Annotated in this window: 16 protein-coding genes; 9 read left to right on the plus strand and 7 right to left on the minus strand. The window is 71.4% G+C overall.

The annotated features are described in order from the left end of the window. Positions 1-79 precede the first annotated feature (79 nt). On the minus strand, positions 80-1,462 hold the full coding sequence (locus ABD343_RS17270) for an NYN domain-containing protein (protein WP_344529017.1): 1,383 nt from the start codon (positions 1,460-1,462) through the stop codon (positions 80-82). A 196-nt stretch (positions 1,463-1,658) separates the two neighbouring features. Here ABD343_RS17270 and ABD343_RS17275 point away from each other — a divergent pair, with 196 nt between their 5' ends. Further along, entirely contained in the window at positions 1,659-1,826 is a 168-nt protein-coding gene (locus ABD343_RS17275) for a hypothetical protein (RefSeq protein ID WP_344529019.1), read from the plus strand. Between the two features lie 128 nt (positions 1,827-1,954). Here ABD343_RS17275 and dnaE read toward each other — a convergent pair whose 3' ends face one another. Continuing rightward, entirely contained in the window at positions 1,955-5,506 is a 3,552-nt protein-coding gene (gene dnaE / locus ABD343_RS17280; RefSeq protein WP_344529021.1) for a DNA polymerase III subunit alpha, read from the minus strand. Positions 5,507-5,721: 215 nt separating this feature from the next. Here dnaE and ABD343_RS17285 point away from each other — a divergent pair, with 215 nt between their 5' ends. The 5 genes from ABD343_RS17285 (at position 5,722) to ABD343_RS17305 (ending at position 12,169) form a co-directional block, all read left to right on the plus strand. After that, on the plus strand, positions 5,722-7,041 hold the full coding sequence (locus tag ABD343_RS17285) for a DUF2252 domain-containing protein (RefSeq protein WP_344529022.1): 1,320 nt from the start codon (positions 5,722-5,724) through the stop codon (positions 7,039-7,041). Between the two features lie 94 nt (positions 7,042-7,135). Beyond that, a complete protein-coding gene (locus ABD343_RS17290) occupies positions 7,136-7,840 on the plus strand; it encodes a hypothetical protein (protein WP_344529024.1) in 705 nt (234 codons plus the stop codon). Between the two features lie 140 nt (positions 7,841-7,980). Continuing rightward, a complete protein-coding gene (locus ABD343_RS17295) occupies positions 7,981-8,760 on the plus strand; it encodes a thioredoxin domain-containing protein (protein ID WP_344529026.1) in 780 nt (259 codons plus the stop codon). 108 nt (positions 8,761-8,868) lie between these two features. Next, positions 8,869-10,578 carry an alkaline phosphatase D family protein gene (locus tag ABD343_RS17300; protein WP_425578200.1) on the plus strand — a complete coding sequence of 570 codons (1,710 nt, stop codon included), beginning with the start codon at positions 8,869-8,871 and terminating at the stop codon, positions 10,576-10,578. A gap of 4 nt (positions 10,579-10,582) precedes the next feature. Then, positions 10,583-12,169, plus strand: coding sequence for a serine/threonine-protein kinase (locus ABD343_RS17305; RefSeq protein ID WP_344529028.1), 1,587 nt, complete (start codon positions 10,583-10,585; stop codon positions 12,167-12,169). Between the two features lie 10 nt (positions 12,170-12,179). Here ABD343_RS17305 and ABD343_RS17310 read toward each other — a convergent pair whose 3' ends face one another. After that, positions 12,180-12,755, minus strand: a complete 576-nt coding sequence (locus ABD343_RS17310; RefSeq protein WP_344529030.1) for a dienelactone hydrolase family protein — start codon at positions 12,753-12,755, stop codon at positions 12,180-12,182. A 115-nt stretch (positions 12,756-12,870) separates the two neighbouring features. On the opposite strand from ABD343_RS17310, the gene ABD343_RS17315 reads away from it, so the two are divergent. Then, on the plus strand, positions 12,871-13,914 hold the full coding sequence (locus ABD343_RS17315) for a mechanosensitive ion channel family protein (protein WP_344529032.1): 1,044 nt from the start codon (positions 12,871-12,873) through the stop codon (positions 13,912-13,914). A 51-nt stretch (positions 13,915-13,965) separates the two neighbouring features. Here ABD343_RS17315 and ABD343_RS17320 read toward each other — a convergent pair whose 3' ends face one another. Together ABD343_RS17320 and ABD343_RS17325 are read right to left on the minus strand one after the other, a co-directional pair. Continuing rightward, positions 13,966-15,561 (minus strand): Na+/H+ antiporter, encoded by a 1,596-nt coding sequence (locus ABD343_RS17320; RefSeq protein WP_344529034.1) that lies wholly within the window; start codon positions 15,559-15,561, stop codon positions 13,966-13,968. Positions 15,562-15,589: 28 nt separating this feature from the next. Beyond that, the gene (locus ABD343_RS17325) at positions 15,590-16,531 is read right to left on the minus strand and encodes an RluA family pseudouridine synthase (protein WP_344529036.1); all 942 of its coding nucleotides are present in this window, start codon (positions 16,529-16,531) and stop codon (positions 15,590-15,592) included. A gap of 166 nt (positions 16,532-16,697) precedes the next feature. On the opposite strand from ABD343_RS17325, the gene ABD343_RS17330 reads away from it, so the two are divergent. Next, positions 16,698-17,924, plus strand: a complete 1,227-nt coding sequence (locus ABD343_RS17330) for a metallopeptidase domain-containing protein (protein WP_344529038.1) — start codon at positions 16,698-16,700, stop codon at positions 17,922-17,924. A 47-nt stretch (positions 17,925-17,971) separates the two neighbouring features. On the opposite strand, the gene lspA is transcribed toward ABD343_RS17330, so the two are convergent. Then, positions 17,972-18,529 carry a signal peptidase II gene (lspA, locus tag ABD343_RS17335; protein ID WP_425578201.1) on the minus strand — a complete coding sequence of 186 codons (558 nt, stop codon included), beginning with the start codon at positions 18,527-18,529 and terminating at the stop codon, positions 17,972-17,974. A gap of 34 nt (positions 18,530-18,563) precedes the next feature. Further along, positions 18,564-19,379, minus strand: coding sequence for a TraR/DksA family transcriptional regulator (locus tag ABD343_RS17340; RefSeq protein WP_344529040.1), 816 nt, complete (start codon positions 19,377-19,379; stop codon positions 18,564-18,566). Positions 19,380-19,838: 459 nt separating this feature from the next. On the opposite strand from ABD343_RS17340, the gene ileS reads away from it, so the two are divergent. Continuing rightward, entirely contained in the window at positions 19,839-22,976 is a 3,138-nt protein-coding gene (gene ileS, locus ABD343_RS17345; RefSeq protein WP_344529042.1) for an isoleucine--tRNA ligase, read from the plus strand. Positions 22,977-23,027 lie beyond the last annotated feature (51 nt).

A 23,027-nucleotide genomic window follows, 5' to 3' on the forward strand; every position in this document is an offset into this window, starting at 1 on the left:
CCCGGTCCCGTGGGCCTCTGCCGAGGGCGGCCTTCCCCCGCGATTCCCAGGCTTCTCCCAGCCTGTCCGGTACGCCCGGTCACTCCCCCGCGGGCGCATGCTCGGCGGACGTGCCGGTACGGGCGTCCACCTCGCGCCAGAAACCCGCCCTGATCGCGTACCTGTCGTGCTCGTCGATCTGGTCGTCCTTGTGGGCCAGGAGGCCGAAGCGGGCGGCGTACCGGAGGAGTTCGCCGTCGATGCGGTGCGGGATGCGCGGGTACTCGCCGGAGAGCTGCTCCAGGTGCGCGGGGGCGGCGAGCCGCTCGATCCAGCGGCGCGCGAAGACCTGGCCGACCTCGAAGGGGTCGCCGCTGACCGCGGTGATGTCCTCCTCGCGGTCCGCCCAGCGCTGCTCGGCGGTGGTGAGCTGGGCCAGCATCGGCAGCGCGGCGACCTCGGCGGACTCGCCCGGTGCGCCCCGCTCGACCCAGCCCCGGTCGGAGGACCAGCGCAGCGTGGCGCCCTGCGCCCCCGTCGCGGGCCCGGCGGCGCCCGCCGCGGTGCCGGCACCGGGGCGCGCGAGTCCGGCGAGGTCCTTGGGGGTGGGCACGCCCGCGCCCTCGGTGCGCTGCGGGGGCGTCGCGGAGGAGGGGTCCTCCGCGCCCTCTCTCCCCTCCTCGGCCGCGCCCTCGCCGCCCTCCCGTTCCCGTTCCCGTTCACGCTCGCCGGTGCCGTGCCCGGGAGCGCCGGGCTGCCGGGCCCCGGCGCTCCCGGGCACGGCACCGGCACCGGCGCTCCCGGGCGCGGGCTCGACGGCGTCGGGGGGAGGCACGGCCGGTGTGCCGTTCTTGGCGGTCTCGGGCAGCGGGGCCGAGAGAATCGCGGCGATCTCGGGCCGGGGGGCCGGGGAGGGCGCGCAGGCGCCGGTCAGCTCCTTGGCACGGACGACGCGGGTGATCCACGTACGGTCGAGGACGCGCCGCTCGTCGGCCTCGGCGACCAGGTCCTCGGACTGGTTGTAGTCCCCGTCGGCCGCCTGGACGGCCCACAGGTGGACGGCGACGCCGTGCTCCTTGGCCGACATCAGGCCGGGCAGCAGATCGCCGTCGCCGGTGACGAGCACGATGTCGGAGCAGGCGCGGTTGCGGGCCAGCTCCGTCAGCTCCGCGTGCATGGCGGCGTCGACGCCCTTCTGGGCCCAGCGGCCGTCGCTGCGGGTCAGGGCGCCGAGCCGGACGGTCACCCGGGGCATCACGCGCAGCCTGCGGTGCTCGGGCTGGGGCACCCGGTCGGGCGCACCGTCGAACCAGTAGATACGCAGCAGTGCGCACTGGGTATCGGCCTCGGCCTGCTCCCGCAGCGCCTGGATCAGCGCGGCGTGATCCACGCTGATGCGGGAGCGGGTCGGCTCACCGGCCAGCAGACTCGCGGCGGCACCCAACAGGTATCCGGCGTCCACGAGGACGACGCAGCGGTCCACGTTCCACCCACTCTCGGTCGGCTCCTTCGAGTCTGCCCGACCGTACGGGGGTTATCAGCCCGAACTCGATCATCGGCGTGGCGACCCCGGTGGGGCCACGGACCCTCTCACCCAGGGTAACTGCCCGAAATGCACCTCTTGTCGGGCCGTGCAAGGCTGATCGCGGCCACTCGTTCGGAACCCCCAGGAGGCGATCATGGCCAAGAACAAGCGGCAGAACCGCGACCGGAAGCAGACCCCCGCGGCGGAGCGGGGCAAGGAAGACGCCCAGAAGACCTCCATGGAGGCCCAGTCCAAGACGGCAGCGGCCACCCCGGGGGACGTGGCCCGCAAGCACCGCGAGCGCCGCTTCGGCCACAACTAGGAGTGCGCCGGGGCTGAGTAGGGGCTGCCCCTCGCGGTCTCGTCGCAGCCTGCAGGTGCGCCCGAATTGCGCGCGCAGTTCCCCGTGCCCCTGAAGGGGCACGGGGAACTGCGCGACCGGCTACGGCCTCAGTTGGAGCTGGCCAGACAGGCGGGCCCCAGCAGCTCCTTGAGGTCTCCGAAGAGCGCCGGATCAGGGGTGACCCGGTGCCGGTCCAGGCGGAGCACCGTCGTCTTGCGGGCCCCCTGGAGGCGGACCCGGACCTCGCTCGCGCCACGGTGCTGGGTCAGCACATAGCCGAGCTTCTCCACCAGCGGCGGGGTGATCTTGACGGTCGGGATGGTGATCGTCACCGGCGCGTTCGCGGAGGCGTCGCTCAGGTCCGGGATCATCAGCTCCATGGCGACCAGCCGCGGCACGTCCTCGCGCTTGTCGAGCCGTCCCTTGACGAAGACGACCGCGTCCTCGATGAGCTGCGTGGAGACGAGCTGGTAGGTCGCGGGGAAGAACATGCAGTCGATGGAGCCCGCGAGGTCCTCGACGGTCGCGATCGCCCAGGCGTTCCCCTGCTTCGTCATCTTGCGCTGGAGGCCCGAGATGATGCCGCCGATGGTGACGATCGAGCCGTCCGAGTAGTCCCCGCCGGTGAGCTGGGAGATGGCCGCGTCCGCCTTGTCGTTGAGCACGTGCTCAAGGCCGAAGAGGGGGTGGTCCGAGACGTACAGCCCCAGCATCTCCCGCTCCTGGGCGAGGAGGTAGGTCTTCTCCCACTCCTCTTCGGAGAACTCGACGTCGAGGCCGAAGCCGGGGCCCGAGTCCGCCTCGTCGTCCCCTCCCAGGTCGCCGAAGAGGTCGAACTGGCCCTCGGCCTCCTTCCTCTTGACCTGGACCACGTTGTCGATCATGGGCTCGAACTGCGCGGTGAGGCCCTTGCGGGTGTGGCCCATCTCGTCGAAGGCGCCGGCCTTGATCAGCGACTCGACCGTGCGCTTGTTGCAGACGACGGCCTCGACCTTGTCCAGGAAGTCGGGGAACGAGGTGTACTTCCCCTTGGCCTTGCGGCACTTCACGATCGAGTCCACGACGTTCTGCCCGACGTTCCTGACCGCCGTGAGGCCGAAGACGATCGTGGAGTCGTCACTGGAGGTGAAGTTGGCCTCCGACTCGTTGACGTTCGGCGGGAGGACCTGGATGCCCATCTTCCGGCACTCGTTGAGATAGACCGCCGACTTGTCCTTGTCGTCCCGCACGGAGGTGAGCAGGGCCGACATGTACTCCGCGGGATAGTTCGCCTTGAGGTACGCGGTCCAGTACGTCACCAGGCCGTACGCGGAGGAGTGGGCCTTGTTGAACGCGTAACCGGCGAAGGGCACGAGCACGTCCCAGACGGCCTGGATGGCCTCGTCCGAGTACCCGTTGTCGCGCATGCCCTTCTGGAAGTTCACGAACTCCTTGTCGAGAACCTCCTTCTTCTTCTTGCCCATCGCACGGCGGAGGAGGTCGGCCTGACCCAGCGAGTACCCGGCGAGGACCTGGGCGGCCTTCTGCACCTGCTCCTGGTAGACGATCAGGCCGTAGGTGATGTCGAGGACCTCCTTGAGAGGCTCCTCCAGCTCCTTGTGGATCGGCGTGATCTCCTGCTGGCCGTTCTTCCGCAGGGCGTAGTTGATGTGCGAGTTCATGCCCATCGGGCCCGGGCGGTACAGGGCCGAGACGGCGGAAATGTCCTCGAAGTTGTCGGGCTTCATCATGCGCAGCAGGGAGCGCATGGGGCCGCCGTCGAACTGGAAGACGCCGAGCGTGTCGCCCCGGCAGAGCAGCTCGAAGGTCTTGGCGTCGTCGAGCGGGAGATCGAGGAGCTTGAGGTCGACGTCCTTGTTCTTGCGGATCATCTTGACCGCGTCGTCCATGATCGTCAGGTTGCGCAGCCCCAGGAAGTCCATCTTCAGGAGGCCGAGCGACTCGCAGCTCGGGTAGTCCCACTGCGTGACGACCGTGCCGTCGTTCTTCGGGGAGAAGATCGGGGCGTGGTCGATGACCGGCTCGCTGGACATGATCACGCCCGCGGCGTGCATGCCCATCTGGCGGACCAGGCCCTCGATGCCCATGGCGGAGTCGATGACCTTCTTGACGTCCGGCTCGTTCTCGTACATCGACCGGACCTCGCCCGCCTCGCTGTAGCGCGGGTGCTTCGGGTCGGTGATGCCGGAGAGCGGGATGCCCTTGCCGAGGACGTCGGCGGGCATGGCCTTGGTGATGCGGTCACCCATCGCGTACGGATAGCCGAGCACGCGGGAGGCGTCCTTGATGGCGGCCTTGGCCTTAATCGTGCCGTAGGTGCCGATCATGGCGACCTTGTCGGCCCCGTACTTCTCCGTGACGTACCGGATCACGTCACCGCGCCTGCGCTCGTCGAAGTCGATGTCGACGTCGGGCATGGTGATGCGCTCGGGGTTGAGGAACCGCTCGAAGATCAGGCCGTGGGTGACGGGGTCGAGGTCGGTGATGCCCATGGCGTACGACACGATCGAGCCGGCGGCGGAGCCTCGGCCGGGGCCGACCGCGATCCCGTTGTCCTTCGCCCAGTTGATGAAGTCGGCGACCACGAGGAAGTACCCCGGGAAGCCCATGTCGATGATGACGCCCATCTCGTAGTCCGCCAGCTCCTGGCGGTCCTGGGGGATGCCGCCGGGGTAGCGGCGGGCCATGCCGCGCCGGACCTCCTCCTTGAACCACGACACCTCGTCGTACCCCTCGGGGACGTCGAACTTCGGCATCAGGTTCTTCGGGACGAACATGCCCTCTGTGTCGACGCGCTCGGCGATGAGGAGCTGCGTGTTGCGGCAGCCCTCCTGCCAGGCGTCGGAGGAGTCGATCGCGTACATCTCCTGGGCGGACTTCAGGTAATAGCCCGCGCCGTCGAAGCTGAAGCGGTCGGGGTCGGAGAGATTGCTGCCGGTCTGGATGCACAGCAGGGTGTCGTGGGCGCTGGCCTCGCTCTCGTACGTGTAGTGCGAGTCGTTGGTGACCACGAAGGGCGCGTTGATCTTGCGGGCGATGCGCTCCAGGCCGTCCCGCGCCCGCTTGTCGATGTCGATGCCGTGGTCCATCAGCTCGACGAAGAAGTTCTCCTTGCCGAAGATGTCCTGGTACTCCCCGGCGGCCTGGAGAGCCTCGTCCTCCATGTCGAGCCGGATCTTGGTGCTGACCTCACCCGAGGGGCAGCCGGTGGTGGCCATCAGCCCGTCCGCGTACTCCGCGAGCAGCTCGCGGTCCATACGGGGCTTGCGGAAGAAGCCCTCCAGGCTCGCGCGGGACTGGGCGCGGAAGAGATTGTGCAGTCCCGTCGCGTTCCGCGCCCACATGGTCATATGCGTGTACGCACCGTTACCGGACACGTCGTCGCGCTTCTGGTGGGGGGTGCCCCACTTCACCGGACGGGTGTTCCTGCGGTGGTCCGGGGCGAGATAGGCCTCGATGCCGATGACGGGCGTGATGCCCGCGTCCTTCGCGGAGTGGAAGAAGTCGTACGCCCCGTGCAGATTGCCGTGGTCGGTCATCGCGATATGCGACATACCCATCTCGTTGCACGCGTTGAACATGTCCTTCAAGCGCGCGGCGCCGTCCAGCAGCGAATACTGAGTGTGCACATGCAGATGTGTAAAGGGCTGCTGGGTCACGACGAGGCACACCTCCGAGCACGGTCTTCCAGGACGACTGAGGAGTCTACGACCCGGCACCGACAGTCCGGGGCACTCGGGGCACCCCCAGGGACCTCCGGGCACCCCGGCCACCCCCGGCGGGCACTCCGCCGAGTGCGAGTACGTTGACACCTCGGCCCCGCACGCGCGCGGCCCCCGCATCCATCGGCGCACCCGGAGAGCATCCCTTCACCATGGCTGACGACACCGAGACCCGCGGCGAGCGCATCCTCACCGTCTTCGACACGGCCTTCGGCGAGCTGCTCGCCGCCGACCCCGCCGCCTTCCAGGTCAAGTTCCGCAAGATGGCGGCCTCCGCCTTCGCGTTCTACCGCGGCACGGCCTGCCTCTTCTACGCCGACCTGGACGGCGAGCAGCACGGCGGCCCGTTCCTCGACGAGAGCACGAGCCGCGTCTGGATACACGGCGATCTGCACGCCGAGAACTTCGGCACGTACATGGACGCCCAGGGCCGCCTGCTCTTCAACGTCAACGATTTCGACGAGGCCTACGTCGGCCCCTTCACCTGGGACCTCAAGCGCTTCGCCGCCTCGATCGCCCTCCTCGGCTACAGCAAGGCGCTCAGCGACGCCCAGATCACCGAGCTGGTGCGGGTCTACGCCCACGCGTACCGGGAGCGGATCCGCGTCCTCGCCTCCGGCGCCCGGGAGGCCGAGGCCGCCGCGCTCAGCCTGGACACGGCCAGCGGCCCGGTGCTGGACGCGCTGCGCGCCGCGCGGTCCAACACCCGCTTCGGGCTGCTCGGCACCATGACCGAGATCCGCGACCACGAGCGCCGCTTCACCCCGGGCGGCGGCGCCAGCGAGCTGGACGACGACACCCGCCGCCGGGTCCTGACGGCCTTCGACGCCTATCTGGACACCCTCCCCGGCACCACCCGCTCCCGGCAGGGCGCGCACCGCGTCAAGGACGTCGTCGGGCGGCGCGGCATCGGGATCGGCAGCGCGGGCCTGCCCTCGTACAACATCCTGCTGGAGGGCCACAGCGACGCGCTGGAGAACGACCTGGTCATCTACATGAAGCAGGCCCAGACCCCGGCCGTCTCGCGGCACATCACCGACCCCGCGATCCGGGAGTACTTCCAGCACGAGGGCCACCGCACCGTGATCTCCCAGCGCGCCCTCCAGGCCCACGCCGACCCGTGGCTGGGCTGGACGGAACTGAACGGGACGGGCCAGCTCGTCGCCGAGGTCTCGCCGTACGCGGTGGATCTCGACTGGTCCGACCTCGCCGACCCCGAGGAGATGGGCCAGGTCACCGCCGACCTCGGGCGCGCGACGGCGGCCATGCACGCGGCGGCCGACGAAGCGGAGAGCGGCCACAGCCTGGTGCCGTTCTCCACCGAGCAGGCCATCGACGCGGCCGTCGCCAAGGACGAGGAGGGCTTCGCGGAGATGCTCGTCGAGTTCGCGCACGCGTACGGCGCGACGGCCCGCCGGGACCACCAGATCTTCCTCGACCTGTTCCGTAACGGCCGGATACCGGGCCTGTAGAGCGCGGGGAAAGCCTGTACCCCGGGAAAGGAACTGGCGGACCCTCGTCCCTTTAGGGGCCGCTTACCGGTTCGCATGGCAGACTCGGGCGACGATGGCGAGAGGTACGGCCGACATGGCGGCGGCAGGGATCAGGACAGCGAGGGCGGCGGTCTTCACCGCGCTCTGCGTCACGCTGTCCGCGGGCGCTCATGTCCTGCTCTCCGGAGCGCCGGTCCCGCTCACCGCCTTCGCGGCCATCGCCGCCGGGGTCTTCCTGCTCGCGTTCGCCTTCGCGGACCGCGAGCGCGGCTTCGCGGGGATCGCCGCGCTGCTGATCCCGCTGGAGCTGGCGGCCGACACGGTCTTCACCACGGGCCAGCACGCCTGTTACGGACAGGCGGGCGGCCCCGTCACCGGGCCCCTGCGCTCGGTCGGCGTCGATCTGCTCTGCGGCGGGGGCGGCGTCGGCACGCCCCTGGCGCGCATGGCCGCGCAGGGCGGCGGCGCGGGCCCGGTCCCGCTGGGCGCCGACCCCGCCGTGCCCTGGCTGCTGCTCGCCGCGCACCTGGGCGTCGGGCTGCTCGCCGCCGTCTGGCTGCGCCGCGGCGAGGCAGCCGTGGCACGGCTGCTGCGCGCCGCCGCGGCGACCGCGTTCCGCCCGCTGCGGATCGCCTTCGCCGTGTGCCGTACGGCGGCGCCCGCGGGCCCCGTGCGCGCGCCCCGCTTCCGGCCGGTCAGGACCGAGCGGTCGCTGCCCCTGCTCACCCACTCCGTACACCGCCGCGGGCCGCCCTCCTGGGCCGCCTCCGCAGCGTGACCGCGCGACTCCAGTCCCCGTGACCGGCCGCGGGATCCCTCCCCGATCCCGTCCGTGACCGCGCGTGGTCCGCCGTCCCCAGACCACAGATACGCCGCGCGCCCCACCGCGCGCGTACACATCCACGGAGAAGACCAGACATGAGCAAGCGCAACAGCCAGGAAGCCAAGCGTCAGGCACGCGAGCGGCTGCGCATCGAGCGCGAGAAGCAGGCGAAAAAGGAGCGGACCCGGCGGCAGTTGATCGTCGCGGGCTCGGTCGTCGGTGTCCTCGCGCTCGTCACCGGCGTCGGTGTCGGCGTCGCGAAGATGAACGAGAAGGAGTCCAGCGGGGCCGACATGGCCGTCACCACGGGCGGCGGCAAGGCCAAGAAGACGATCGACGTCTACGAGGACCTGCGCTGCCCGGCGTGTGCCCAGTTCGAGCAGGCGATGGGCGAGTCGCTGCAGAAGGGCGCCGACGAGGGCAAGTACAAGCTCCGTATCCACCTCGGCTCGATCATCGACGACAACATGGGCGGCAAGGGCTCCAGGAACGCCGCCCGTGCGCTGGGCGCCGCCAAGGCCGTGAGCGTCAAGGCGTTCACCGAGTACCACAAGGTGCTGTACTCCAAGGAGTTCCACCCGCCGGAGCAGGAGGACAAGTTCGCCGACAACAAGTACCTGCTCAAGGTGTCGGACGAGGTCCCCGAGCTGAAGGACAACAAGAAGTTCGAGAAGGCGGTCAAGGGCACCAAGTACAAGAAGTGGGCGGACGACATGATCGCCAGCTTCAACGGCGCGGAGATCCAGGGCACGCCCACGATCAAGGTCGACGGCAAGAAGACCGAGCCGCAGGACCTGGTCAAGGACCTGAAGAAGATGGGCGTCGACGTGACGCCCAGCGGCTCGGGCGAGGACTCGGGCGAGAAGAAGAAGTAAGCGTTCCGGGACGCGCGCACGAACGTCCCGGGAACGCACGCGAGGGGCGGGCCACTTGGCGACAAGAGGCCTGCCCCTCACGCGTACCCGTACGTAACATGACTGCTCGTGACTTCCACGAGCCCCGAGAGACCTCAGAAACCGACCGCCGCCACCGCCCCGGCCGCCCCGCGCACGCCCCGCCGACGCGCCGTCGTCGCCGGTGCCGCCGGGGTGACGGGTGCCGCGCTGCTGCCGCTGGCGGGTGCCGCGCCCGACGCGAGCGCGGCGGCGCCCTCCGACGCGCGGAAGCCCGCGTTCCTGCACGGCGTCGCCTCCGGCGACCCCCTCCCCGACGGCGTCCTGCTGTGGACCCGCGTCACCCCCGAGCCCGGCGCCGTCCCCGGCTCCGGCAAGGGCGCCCCGGTCGAGGTCGCGTGGGAGGTCGCCGCGGACAAGGAGTTCGCCGAGATCGTGAGGCGCGGCTCCGCCAAGGCCGAGGCCGCCGCCGACCACACCGTGAAGGCCGACGTGCGCGGCCTGGCCCCGGCCACCACGTACTGGTTCCGGTTCACCGCCGACGGCGTCCGCTCCCCCGCCGGACGCACCCGTACGGCCCCCGCGGCGGGCACGCCCGCCGGCAACCTCCGCTTCGGCGTGGTCTCCTGCGCGAACTACGAGGGCGGTTATTTCGCCTCGTACCGCCACCTCGCGGCCCGTACGGACCTGCACGCGGTGCTGCACCTGGGCGACTACATCTACGAGTACGGGACCGGCGAGTACCCGGAGGGCGACGGCGTCGTGCGCGGGGTCGAACCCGAGCACGAGATCCTCTCCCTCGCCGACTACCGCGTCCGGCACGGCCACTACAAGGCCGACGCCGACCTCCAGGCGATGCACGCCGCGCACCCGCTCGTCGCGATATGGGACGACCACGAGTTCGCCGACAACGCCTGGTCGGGCGGCGCGGGCAACCACGACCCGGCCACCGAGGGCGCCTGGAAGGACCGGGTCGCCGCGGCCAAGCAGGCGTACTTCGAGTGGCTGCCGGTGCGCCCCTCCACCGCGGGCACCACCTTCCGGCGGCTGCGCTTCGGCGACCTCGCCGATCTGCACCTGCTCGACCTGCGCTCGTTCCGCGACGCGCAGGCGTCCGTCGGCGACGGCGGCGACATCGACGACCCGGACCGCACCCTCACCGGGCGCGAGCAGCTCGCCTGGCTCAAGAAGGGCCTCACCGAATCCCGCGCCCGCTGGAAGCTCGTGGGCAACTCGGTGATGGTCTCCCAGGTCGCCTTCGGCTCGGTGCCCGCGAAGTTCCTCGGCCCGCTCGCCGAGCTGCTGGGCGTCCCGAAGGAGGGCCTGGCCGTCAACACCGACCAGTGGGACGGCTATACGGACGACCGCCGCGAACTCCTCACCCACCTGCGGGACAACCGGGTCGAGGACACCGTCTTCCTCACCGGCGACATCCACATGAGCTGGGCGAACGACGTGCCCGTACGGGCCGCCGACTACCCCCGCGAGGCGCCCGTCGCCACCGAGTTCGTGATCACGTCCGTCACCTCGGACAACCTGGACGACGTGCTGAACGTCGCGCCCGACACGATCTCCGGCGTCGCCGAGGCGGCCGTCCGCGCGGCCAACCGCCATGTCCGCTGGGTGGACATGGACTCGCACGGCTACGGCGTGCTGGACCTGACAGCGGAACGGGCGCAGATGGACTACTTCGTCCTGTCCGACAAGGCCGACAAGAACGCCACGTCCGAACTCCGTCGTTCCTACCGGACGGTATCGGGCAGTCAGCGCGTCCAGAAGACGGATCAGCCCGTACGCTGAGCCCATGGCCGGGGGTGAACAGGGACAGATCGTCGACGGCCGCTTCGAGTTGCTGGAGCGGCTCGGCAGCGGCGGCATGGGGCATGTGTGGCGCGCGCGGGACACCGCGCTGCACCGCGAGGTGGCCCTGAAGGAGGTCCGCCCGACCGATCCCTCGCTCGATCCCGAACAGGCGGCCGACTCCGAGGCGGGCAGGACGCTGCGCGAGCGCGTGCTGCGCGAGGCGCGCGCCCTGGCCCGCCTCAACGATCCGCGGGTGGTGACGATCCACCACATCGTGGACGAACGGCCGTACCCCTGGCTGGTGATGGAGCTGCTGCCCGGCGACACGCTCCAGGACCGGATCGAGAACGGGCCGCTGGAGCCGATCGAGGCGGCCCGTATCGGCCGCCAGATGCTGGGCGCGCTGCGCACCGCGCACGCCGCCGGGATCCAGCACCGCGACGTGAAACCGGCCAACGTGCTGCTGCGCGCCGACGGTTCGCCCGTGCTGACCGACTTCGGCATCGCCGCACTGCAGGGCTCCTCGACGCTGACGCAGACCGGCGAGTTCCTCGGCTCGCCCGAGTACATCGCGCCGGAGCGCATCCGCGGCGACGACGACCCGTCGAGCGACCTGTGGTCGCTGGGCATGACGCTCTACGTCTGCGCCGAGGGCCACAGCCCGCTGCGCCGCCCCACGACGCTCTCGACGCTGGCGGCCGTCCTGGACGAGCCGGTGCCGCCGCCCGTGCGCAGCGGCCCGCTGACGCCCGTCCTCACCGCGCTGCTCGTCCGCGACGTCGCCGCGCGGCCGGACGCCGAGACGCTGGACCGGATGCTGGCGGACGTCGAGGAGGGGCGCGGCGCGGTCGCGTACGTACCGACGGAGACGGCCCTGAGCGCACCGCCGCCGCCCGGTCCCGCGGAGGTGCCGACACCGCCGCAGCCGATGCCGTCGGGCTCTCCGCCCGTACGGCGCCGGAGCCGGGCGCCCCTCGCGATCGTGGGCGCGGTCGTCGCGGCGGCGCTCGTCGCGGGCGGCACCTATCTGCTGACGCGCCCCGGCGACGAGGACGGAGGGGACGCGAAGGGCGGCGCGAGCGCGGCGCCCGCGACCGAGGAGCCCGGTGAGGCCAGTCCCTCGGAGAACGGCGAGAGCACGCCGACCCCGACCCCCGGCAAGAGCCGGGACGGCCAGGACGGCGGGAAGGACTCCCCGGAGCCGACGCCGACCACGAAGAAGCCCGAGCCCCCGAAGCCGGGCGGGGGCGGTCCGCCGCGGAACGTGTGGGTGGCGCAGCTCGGCTCGGTAGCCAAGGCCGACGGGCCGGAGGCCCGCGCGAAGATGAACTCCCGGCTCACCGCCAAGGCGGGGCCCGTGCGCTGGCTCGACAGCGACAAGCGGGCCTCGCTGCGCCCGGGGTACTGGATGTTCTACCGCCCCGCCCCGTTCCCCGACGGGAAGGCCGCCGCCGACTGGTGCCGCTCCAAGGGCCTGACCGGCTCCGACGCGTGCGTCGGGCGGTACGTCAGCGACGACGCGGCCGACCGCCCGTACATCTGCCAGCCGCACGGCTCGGAGCCGACGGGCCGCTGCCGCAAGCCCTAGGCGTCCGGGCCTAGTCCAGGGAGTCGAGGAAGCCGAGCGCGGTGTGCCAGGTGCCCTCGGCGGCCTCCTTGTCGTAGTCGTCCAGCCCGTCGTCCGTGTAGAGGTGCCCGGCGCCCGGGTACCGGTAGACCTCGACGTCGGCCCCCGCCCTGCGCATCAGCAGGTACCAGGCGGAGAGCCAGTCGTGCGGCTCGAAGGGGTCGGGGTCGGCGACGTGGAGCTGGACCGGCAGGTCGTCGACCGCGGCGTCCTCGGCGATGTCCGAGGTGCCGTGCAGGAGCAGCAGCCCGCGTGCCTTCGCGTCGCCCAGCGCGAGGTTCTGCGCGATGGCGCCGCCGAGCGAGAACCCGGCGTAGACCAGGCCCTTCTCGGAGAGCGGGGCCGTCGCGGTGATCGCGCGTCGGAGCAGCTCGTCGCGCCCGAACTCGTCCTTCAGCTTCATGCCCTCCTCGATCGACGGCGCGGTGCGCCCGTCGAAGAGGTCCGGAGTGTGCACCTCGTGTCCGGCGGCCCGCAGCCGCTCGGCCGCGCTGTGCACGGCCGGCCGCAGGCCGTAGACGGAGTGGAACAGCACGACGGTGGCCACGAGTGTCACATCCTTCACAAAGAGCGCCGTGGGAGCGCCCTAGGTCGAGTTTCCCCTCATGGTGCCAGGTACGGTCTTCGGTGGCCTTCCCCCTCGGACCCAAGGAATGAGACGAATGGAGAACGTACTGCGACCGGTCATCGTCTTCGGTGGCGCGCTCGTGCTGGCGTACGTCCTCGCCTGGGCCGTCGACCGGCTGATGGTCCGCCTCGACACGCGGCACCCCGAGACCCCGATGTGGGGGCTGCTGCGGCGCGGCCGGTTCCCGCTCCAGGCGGTGCTCTTCGTCGCGCTGGTGAGCGGCTTCTTCGACAGCACGCATCTGGCCAAGGCCGACCACAGGGAGACCGTCGACCTGTGGATGACGATCATCCTGATCGCGGGCTCGACGTGGCTGATCCTGCGGGTGGTCGCCGCCATAACGGAGACGGCCGCCACCCGGTACGCGGGCTCGACGCACGACCCCGCCAGGGGACGCCGGGTCCGCACGCAGCTCACGCTGATCCAGCGGCTGGTGACGGCGGTGGTGACGGTCATCGCGGTGGCGGCCGTCCTGCTCCAGTTCCCCGGCATGAAGACGTTCGGCACCTCGATGCTGGCCTCCGCCGGTGTCCTGGGCATCGTCGCCGGTATCGCCGCCCAGTCGACGCTGGGCAACCTCTTCGCGGGGCTGTCGATCGCGTTCGGCGACATGGTGCGGATCGGCGACGAGGTGGTGGTCGACGGCGAGATGGGCACGGTGGACGAGATCACCGTCTCCTACCTGGTCATCCTCACCTGGGACGAGCGCCGCATCACGATGCCGGTGTCGTACTTCACGAGCAAGCCGTTCGAGAACTGGTCCCGCGGCGGCCCCCAGCAGACCGGCACCGTCTACCTCCAGCTCGACCACGCGGCGCCGGTGGAGAAGATCCGCGGGAAGACCGAGGAGATCATCCGCGCCAGCGACCACTGGGACGGCCGGAGCTGGAGCCTCGTCGTGACCGACAGCACCCACACGACGCTGGAGGTACGCGCCGCGATGACGGCCCGCACCTCCGACGACCTGTGGACCCTGCGCTGCCACGTCCGCGAGTCCCTCCTCACCTGGCTGAAGGACACCCACCCCGAGGCGCTCCCGGGCATCCGCCTGACGAAGGAGCCGGAGAAGCTGCTGTAACCCGACGGACCGGGCACCCGGGCACCCCGGCACCCTGTCGAGGGCGGCCCCTCACACTCCCCGGAAGCTCCGCAGGTCGAGCTGGTGGAGGACTCGGTCCACGACCTCGGGGTCGACGCCGGGTTCGCCGCGGGCGGCGAGGACCTCGTGGCGCGCGGCGGAGAGAAGCTCGCCCTGGAGGCGGCGCATCTTCTTGAGGCGGGCGACCCGCTGGACGTGGGCCGCGCGCCGCTCCTCGTCCACGATGTCGGGCGAGATCCGCGCCCCCACGTCCCACGCGCGCCGCGCCAGCGCCTCGGAGACCTCCTCCGGCAGATCCTCGACCTCCTCGATCTCCTTCAGCCGCCGCCGCGCGGCCTTCGCGCACCGCATCGCCAACTGCCGCTCCAGCTCCCGCTCACCGGCGCTGTCCGTCCGTACGCCGAGCCGCTTCACCAGCCACGGCAGCGTCAGCCCCTGGAAGACGAGCGTCACCAGGACGACCGCGAAGGCGACGAAGACGATCGCGTCGCGCCCGGGGAAGGCCGCGCCGGAGTCCACGCTCAGCGGCACCGCCAGCGCCAGGGCGACCGAGGCCACGCCGCGCATCCCGGACCACCACACGACGACCGTCTCGCGCCAGTTGGCGGGGATGTCCTCGTCCAGGTCCTTCCGCCGGTGCAGCCGCTGCGCGAGCCACGCGGTGGGCAGCAGCCACATCAGCCGTACGAGCACGACGACGCCGACGACCGCCAGCGCGGCCGGGAGGAGCTGCTCCCACTCGCTCCGCACGGTCCCCACGACCGTGTGCAGCTCCAGTCCGATCAGCCCGAAGGCGACCCCGGTCACGAGCGTGTCCACGATCGGCCAGAACGTCTGTCCGGCCAGCCGCCCCTGCACGTCGTCCGCGTCGACCGCGTGCCCGGAGGAGAGGTAGAGCGCGGTGACGAGCACGGCGAGGACGCCGGAGCCCATCAGCTCCTCGGCCAGCACGTACGAGGCGAAGGGCACCAGCAGCGTCAGCCCCGTCTGGAGCGTGGCGTCGCCGAGGTAGCCCATCAGCTTGTTGGCGGTCCAGCCCAGCACCAGCCCGACGACCACCGCCACGACGCCCGACAGCACCAGCTCCCCCGCGGCGCCGCCCAGCGAGAAGGAGCCGGTCACGGCGGCGGCGATGGCGACGTGGTAGAGGGTGATCGCGGTCACGTCGTTGAAGAGCCCCTCGCCCTCCAGTGCGGAGACGAGGCGGCGCGGCAGTCCGACGCTGCCCGCGACGGCGGTCGCGGCGACGGGGTCGGGCGGCGCGACGAGCGCGCCCAGCGCGACGGCCCCGGCGAGCCCGAGCCCCGGCACGAGCGCGTCGGCCACGAAGGCGACGACGGCGGTCGTCACGAAGACGAGGGCGACCGCCATCAGGAAGATCGGCCGTTTGTTCGCGGCGAACTGCCGCCAGGACGTGCGCTGCGCCGCCGCGTATATCAGCGGCGGCAGCACGAGCGGCAGGATGTACTCGGGCGGCAGCGAGACGTTCGGCACCGACGGGATGAGCGCGAGCACCCCGCCGAAGATGGTCATGAGAACGGGCGCGGGGAGCCCGAGCCGGTCCCCGACGGGGACCATCACGACGGCGGCGAGCAGCAGTGCGAAGAAGAGGGCGAGCTGATCCACGGGTTCTGTCCGACCTGTCCCTCTCCGGTTACGCGCTCTCGGCCCGCACCCTGTCCAGCGCCCTCTGCAGGTCCTCGGGGTACGCGCTCTCGTACTCGACCCAGCGGCCGTCGGCGGGGTGCTCGAAGCCGAGTCGCATCGCGTGCAGCCACTGCCGCTCCAGCCGGAGCCGCTTGGCGAGCGTCGGGTCGGCCCCGTACGTCAGGTCGCCGACGCAGGGGTGGCGGTGCGCGGCCATGTGCACGCGGATCTGGTGCGTGCGCCCCGTCTCCAGCTTGATGTCGAGGAGGCTCGCGGCGCGGAACGCCTCGATCAGGTCGTAGTGCGTCACCGACGGCTTGCCCTCGGCGGTGACCGCCCACTTGTAGTCGTGCTGGGGGTGGCGGCCGATGGGCGCGTCGATGGTGCCGCTGAGCGGGTCGGGGTGGCCCTGGACCATCGCGTGGTACCGCTTGTCGACGGTCCGCTCGCGGAACTGCTGCTTGAGCAGCGTGTAGGCCCGCTCGGACTTGGCGACGACCATCAGCCCCGACGTGCCGACGTCGAGCCGGTGCACGATGCCCTGGCGCTCGGCGGCGCCGGACGTCGTGATCGTGAACCCGGCGGCGGCGAGCCCGCCGATCACGGTCGGCCCGGTCCACCCCGGGCTCGGATGGGCCGCGACCCCGACGGGCTTGACGATCACGACGATGTCCTCGTCGTCGTGGACGACCTCCATCCCCTCGACCGGCTCCGCGACGACCCGCACGGGCTGCGGCGCCTCCGGCATCTCGACCTCCAGCCAGGCGCCGCCGGTGACCCGGTCGGACTTCCCGGCCGGGGCGCCGTCCAGCAGCACCTTCCCGCCCGCGGCCAGCTCGGCGGCCTTCGTACGCGAAAAACCGAACATCCGGGCGAGCGCGGCATCGACGCGCTCGCCTTCGAGGCCGTCCGGAACGGGCAGGGTGCGGGTCTCAGGAAGCGTGCTCACCTGATCGAGTATGCCGGACGCGCCCCGTCCGCCCTCACCCGCGCGGCCTACGCGGGCCGCGGGAGACCGTCCCGGAGGCCTCACCCGCCTGGCACGCGCCGGAATGCGACGGGGCCCGCTCCCCACGACGGTGGCTCGCAGAGCCGGAATCCGAGGGGAGCGCGTCATGACCTCGCGCAACGAGCGCCGCCGGCGGCACCGGCGACCGACGGGCAGGACCGCGCTGACCGTGACCACGGCCCTGGCCACGGCGGGCCTCGCGCTGACCCCGGTGAGCACGGCCACGCCCTCGGCGACCGCCGGGGCGTGCGCGATAGACGCGCCCCGGGGCACCGGCGAGGGCCCCGTACGCCCCGGCTTCGTCCGCCCGCGCGGCGAGAAGCGGGCCCTGATGCTGATGGTCGACTTCAGCGACCTGCCCGCCGTCACCCCGGCCGCCGCCCGCGCCGCGTTCTTCTCGCGCTACGGGGACGCGTACCTCAAGCGGGCCTCGTACGGGAAGTACCGCCTGCGCCTCTCCCCCACGCCGCACTGGATACGGATGCCGCGCCCCTGGTCCTCGTACGGCATAGCGCGCGGCGTCCCCACCCCCCTGATGCGGCAGTACGTGCAGGAGGCCCTCGACGCGGCCCGCGCCCAGGGCGTCCGCCTCGGCGGTGCCGACCTGGTCTACGTGGTGGCCGACGCCAACGTCCCCGCGGCCCCGACCGTCTCCCAGGCCCACACCTTCCCGACCCTGCGCTCGGGCCGCGCCCGCGTGAACTCGGCGGCACTGATCTTCGGCCGCACCGGCGACTCCGCGCTCTGGCAGCGCGGCAACTTCGTCCACGAGGCCAACCACCTCTACGGCCTGCCCGACCTCTACAACGTCCGCAAGGGCGCCTCGGTCGAGTACGCGGGCGGCTGGGACACCATGAGCATGGCGGGCATCTCGGACCTGCTCGGCTGGCACAAGTGGAAGTTCGGCTGGATCCCGCCCCGCGACGTCGGCTGCGTGACCTCTCCCGGCACGACGGAGCACACCCTTTCGCCCGTCGGCTCCCCCGGCGCCCGCCTCGCCGTCGTCCGTACGGGCCGCCACACGGCCCTCGTCGCGGAGGCCCGCACCCGCGAGGGCCTCGACGCGGACATCTGCGCCGAGGGCGTCCTGCTCTACACGGTCGACTCCCGCGTCCCCACGGGCCGGGGCCCGGTCCGCGTCGTCGACGCCCACCCCCGCAGCGGCGGCGGCCCGGACTGCGCGGACCGCCTCCCCACGGAGCTGGCCGAACTCTCGGACGCCCCGTTCCGCCCCGGCGAGAGCCACACCTTCGCGAACGGCGTCCGCGCGACGGCCACCCGCGCTCTCGACGGCGGCTACGGCGTCAGGTTCACGGTCCCGCCGAAGCGCTGACGCGCCCGCACGCCCGAGCGCCCGCACACCCGAGCGCCCTCGCGCCCTCAGTCCCGGTGCACGGTCCCGTCCGGGTCCAGCCCACGGAACGACAGCAGCACGATCAGCACGCCCCCGCACACGATCGCCGAGTCGGCCAGATTGAAGACGGCGAAGTGCGTCGGGGCGATGAAGTCGACCACCGCGCCCTGGAAGACGCCGGGCGAGCGGAAGATGCGGTCCACCAGATTGCCGCAGGCGCCGCCCAGGAGGAGGCCCAGGGCGATGGCCCACGGCGTGCTGTAGAGCTTGCGGGCGATACGGGCGATCACCACGACCACGGCGGCGGCGATCGCCGTCAGCAGGATGGTCAGCGCCTCGCCGATGCCGAACGCCGCGCCGGGATTCCGGATCACGTTGAGCCGCAGCAGGGAGCCCACGACCTCGATCGGCTCGTGGTTCTCCAGCTTGGCGACCACGATCAGCTTGCTGATCAGGTCCAGCACGAAGGCGAGTCCGGCGACCGACACGAGCACGGCGATGCGCCGCTTCTTCGCCGGCGCCGCCCCGGATTGACCTTCGGTGCCCTCGTCCGGCGTCTCGATGGGCCGCTCCACCTCTGTCACGTGTTGAGGGTACGACACACGCGTACGAGCGCGTTCAGCGGCGTTCCTGCTTCTGCTTGCACTCCACGCACAGAGTGGCCCTGGGGAACGCCTGCATCCTGGCCTTTCCGATAGGTTTGCCGCAGTTCTCGCACAGGCCGTACGTGCCCGCGTCGAGCCGTTCGAGCGCGCGCTCGGTCTGGTAGAGCATCTCGCGCGCGTTGGCGGCGAGCGCCATCTCGTGCTCGCGCGTGATGTTCTTCGTACCGGTGTCGGCATCGTCGTCCCCCGCGCCGTCCCCGGAGTCCCGCATCAGCCCGGTCAGTGCCTCCTCCGAGGAGGCGATCTCCGCGCGCAGCCGCACGGCCTCGCCGCGCAGGCCTTCGCGCGCCTCGTCGACCTCTTCAGGAGTCCAGGGGTCCTCGCCGGGACGTACGGCCAGCTCGCCGGGGGACGCCGCGTCCGCCGCACGGGCGGAGGGCACCGTCTCGTCCTTCGTCGCCGCCGGAGTCTTCTTCGCAGCCACCGTCTTGGCTCCCGTCGTCTTCGCTGCGGCCTCGGCACTCTGCTCGGCGGGGGCCGCCTTGGCCGCCGATGCGGTCTTCTTCGCCGGAGCGGCGGCCTTCCGGGCCGCCGTCGCGCTGCGTGGTGCCGTCTCCTCTCCCGCCGAAGCCTTCTTCGCCGCGGCCTTCTTCGCCACCGCTTTCTTGGCCACGGTCTTCTTCGCCACGGTCTTCTTGGCGGCCGTCTTCTTCGCGGCCGTCTTCTTCGCCGCGGTCTTCCCGGCCGCGGCCTTCTTCGCGGGTGCGGCCTTGTGTGAGGTCTTCTTCGCTGCTGCCGTCTTCTTCGCGGCGGACTCTCTCGCCACCATGACCGCGGCCCCTTCACATTTTGTGATCTTGCTCGCGAAACGTGACCGGAACGATAAATCGACTTCAAGCGCACGGCAACGGGGCACGCCGGTCTGCAAGCGTTGTGCCCCGCCCGGCGGCCCGAAAACCGCTCTGCCGCCGCCCGCGCGGCCCCGTACACTGGGGGCGGCGAAAGGCGATGAAGGGGACGAGTAGCGTCCGTATGCGGCCAGGAGCGACCCGGGGACGGTGAGAGCCCGGGGGCGAGCGCGACGTGAAAATCACCCCGGAGCCGCCGGAAGAAAGCTCCCCGGAGCGAGTAGACCCGGCAGCGTCACTCCCAATGAGGGGGCAGTGGGCGGACCGCCGATTCCGCTGCCAAGGAGGGTGGTACCGCGGGCCGCCGCCGGACTCCGGCAGGCGCACTCGTCCCTCCGACGGAAGACGATCAGACGTGTCCGCCGGAGGAAGCCCCGACGATGCAATACAACCAGGTGCCCGCCCAGGTCGACCTGCCAGCGCTGGAGCGCGCGGTGCTCGACTTCTGGAGCGAGAGCAAGGTGTTCGCCCGCAGCCTCGAACAGTCCGAGGGCCGCCCCGAGTGGGTCTTCTACGAGGGCCCGCCCACGGCCAACGGGATGCCGGGCGCCCATCACATCGAGGCCCGCGTCTTCAAGGACGTCTTCCCCCGCTTCCGCACCATGCGCGGGTATCACGTCGCGCGCAAGGCGGGCTGGGACTGCCACGGCCTCCCGGTCGAGCTGGCCGTCGAGAAGGAGCTGGGCTTCAGCGGCAAGCAGGACATCGAGGACTACGGCATCGCGGAGTTCAACGCGAAGTGCCGCGAGTCGGTGACCCGCCACACGGACGCCTTCTCCGAGCTGACGACCCGCATGGGCTACTGGGTCGACATGGACGACGCGTACCGCACCATGAACCCCGAGTACATCGAGTCGGTCTGGTGGTCCCTCAAGGAGATCTTCAAGAAGGGCCTCCTCGTCCAGTCCCACCGCGTCGCCCCCTGGTGCCCCCGCTGCGGCACCGGCCTCTCGGACCACGAGCTGGCGCAGGGGTACGAGACGGTCGTCGACCCGTCCGTCTATGTCCGCATGCCCCTGACCTCCGGCCCGCTGGCGGGCGAGGCGGACCTGATGATCTGGACGACCACGCCCTGGACACTGGTCGCCAACCTCGCGGTCGCCGCGCACCCCGACGTGACGTACGTGGTCGCGACCGACGGCACCGACAAGATCGTCGTCGCCGAGCCCCTGGTCGAGCAGGCCCTGGGCGAGGACTGGCACGCCACGGACCGGCGCTTCACCGGCGCCGAGATGAAGGGCTGGACGTACCGGCGGCCGTTCGAGCTGGTCGACATCCCGGGCGCCCACTTCGTCGTCAACGACACGTACGTCACCACCGAGGACGGCACCGGCATGGTGCACCTCGCACCCTTCGGCGAGGACGACTTCCGCGTGGCGAGGGACAACGGGATCACGCCGGTCGTCCCCGTGCGCCCCGACGGCACCTTCGACCCGGACCTGCCGCTCGTGGGCGGCGCCTTCTTCAAGAAGGCCGACGAGGACCTCGTCGCCGACATGGACGCGCGGGGCATTCTCTTCCGCCACGTCGCGTACGAGCACAGCTACCCGCACTGCTGGCGCTGCCACACGGCCCTCATCTACTACCCGCAGCCGTCCTGGTACATCCGTACGACCCAGGTCAAGGAGGCCCTCCTCAGGGAGAACGAGGCCACCAACTGGTTCCCGGACTCCGTCAAGCACGGCCGCTTCGGCGACTGGCTGGACAACAACGTCGACTGGGCCCTGTCCCGCAACCGCTACTGGGGCACCCCGCTGCCCATCTGGCGCTGCGAGGACGGCCACCTCACCTGCGTCGGCTCGCTGGCCGAGCTGAGCGAGCTGACCGGCACCGACCAGTCGGGCCTGGACCCCCACCGCCCGTTCATCGACGCGGTCACCTTCACCTGCCCCGAGCCGGGCTGCGCCCTGGAGGCGCACCGCGTCCCCGAGGTCATCGACGCCTGGTACGACTCGGGCTCGATGCCCTTCGCCCAGTGGGGATACCCGTACAAGAACAAGGAGCTGTTCGAGAAGCGCTACCCGGCACAGTTCATCTCCGAGGCCATCGACCAGACCCGCGGCTGGTTCTACACGCTGATGGCCGTCGGCACCCTCGTCTTCGACCGCTCCTCGTACGAGAACGTGGTCTGTCTCGGCCACATCCTCGCCGAGGACGGCCGCAAGATGTCCAAGCACCTGGGCAACACCCTGGAGCCCATCCCGCTCATGGACCAGCACGGCGCCGACGCGGTGCGCTGGTTCATGGCCGCGGGCGGCTCGCCCTGGGCCGCGCGCCGCGTGGGCCACGGCACCATCCAGGAGGTCGTCCGCAAGACCCTGCTGACGTACTGGAACACGGTCGCCTTCCAGGCGCTCTACGCCCGTACGACCGGCTGGGCCCCCTCCGAGACCGACCCGGCGCCGAACAAGCGCCCGCTGCTGGACCGCTGGCTGCTGAGCGAGCTGCATGCCCTCGTCGACCAGGTCACCCTGGCCATGGACGGGTACGACACGCAGCGCGCCGGCAAGCTCCTGTCCACCTTCGTCGACGACCTCTCGAACTGGTACGTGCGCCGCTCCCGCCGCCGCTTCTGGCAGGGCGACCCGGCCGCGCTGCGCACGCTGCACGAGGTCGTCGAGACGGTCACCAAGCTGATGGCGCCGATCACCCCGTTCATCACCGAGCGCGTCTGGCAGGACCTGGTCGTTCCGGTCACGCCCGGCGCCCCGGACTCGGTGCACCTCGCGGAGTGGCCGGAGGCCGACCTCGGCAAGATCGACCCGGAGCTGTCCCAGGACATGCTGCTGGTCCGCCGGCTGGTCGAGCTGGGCCGCGCCACGCGTGCCGAGTCCGGCGTCAAGACCCGGCAGCCGCTCTCCCGCGCGCTGGTCGCGGCCCAGGGCTTCGAGACCCTCTCCCCCGAGATGCGCGACCAGATCACGGAGGAGCTGAACATCTCGGAGCTGGCCTCCCTCGCGGAAGCCTCCACCGGTCCGGCGGGTAGCGGCTCCCTGGTCGACACCACGGCGAAGGGCAACTTCCGCGCGCTGGGCCGCCGCTTCGGCAAGGAGACCCAGGCCGTGGCCAAGGCCATCGCCGACGCGGACGCCGCCGCGCTGTCCGTCGCCCTCCGCGAGGGCACGGCCACGGTGGAGGTCAACGGCGAGCCGGTGCCCCTCTCCCCCGAGGAGGTCATCATCACGGAGACCCCGCGCGAAGGCTGGTCCGTGGCCTCGGACTCGGGCGCGACGGTCGCCCTGGACCTGGAGATCACCCCGGAGCTGCGCCGCACGGGCCTGGCCCGCGACGCCATCCGCCTCGTCCAGGAGGCCCGCAAGAACTCGGGCCTGGACGTCGCCGACCGTATCTCCCTGCGCTGGCGCTCCTCGGACGACGAGGTCACCCAGGCCCTCACGGACCACGCCGCGCTCATCGCGGAAGAGGTCCTGGCCACGGAGTACGAGGAGGCGGACCCGGAGGCCCCGGTCTTCGAGGACGAGTCCCTGTCGCTGGCCTTCAGCCTGAAGAAGGCCTAGCACCCCGGCCGGTGGGCGGGCGCCCGCCCACCGGCCGCCCCCCCCCGCACG

The sequence above is a fragment of the Streptomyces albiaxialis genome, from assembly GCF_039530985.1.
Taxonomy (GTDB): Bacteria; Actinomycetota; Actinomycetes; order Streptomycetales; family Streptomycetaceae; genus Streptomyces; species Streptomyces albiaxialis.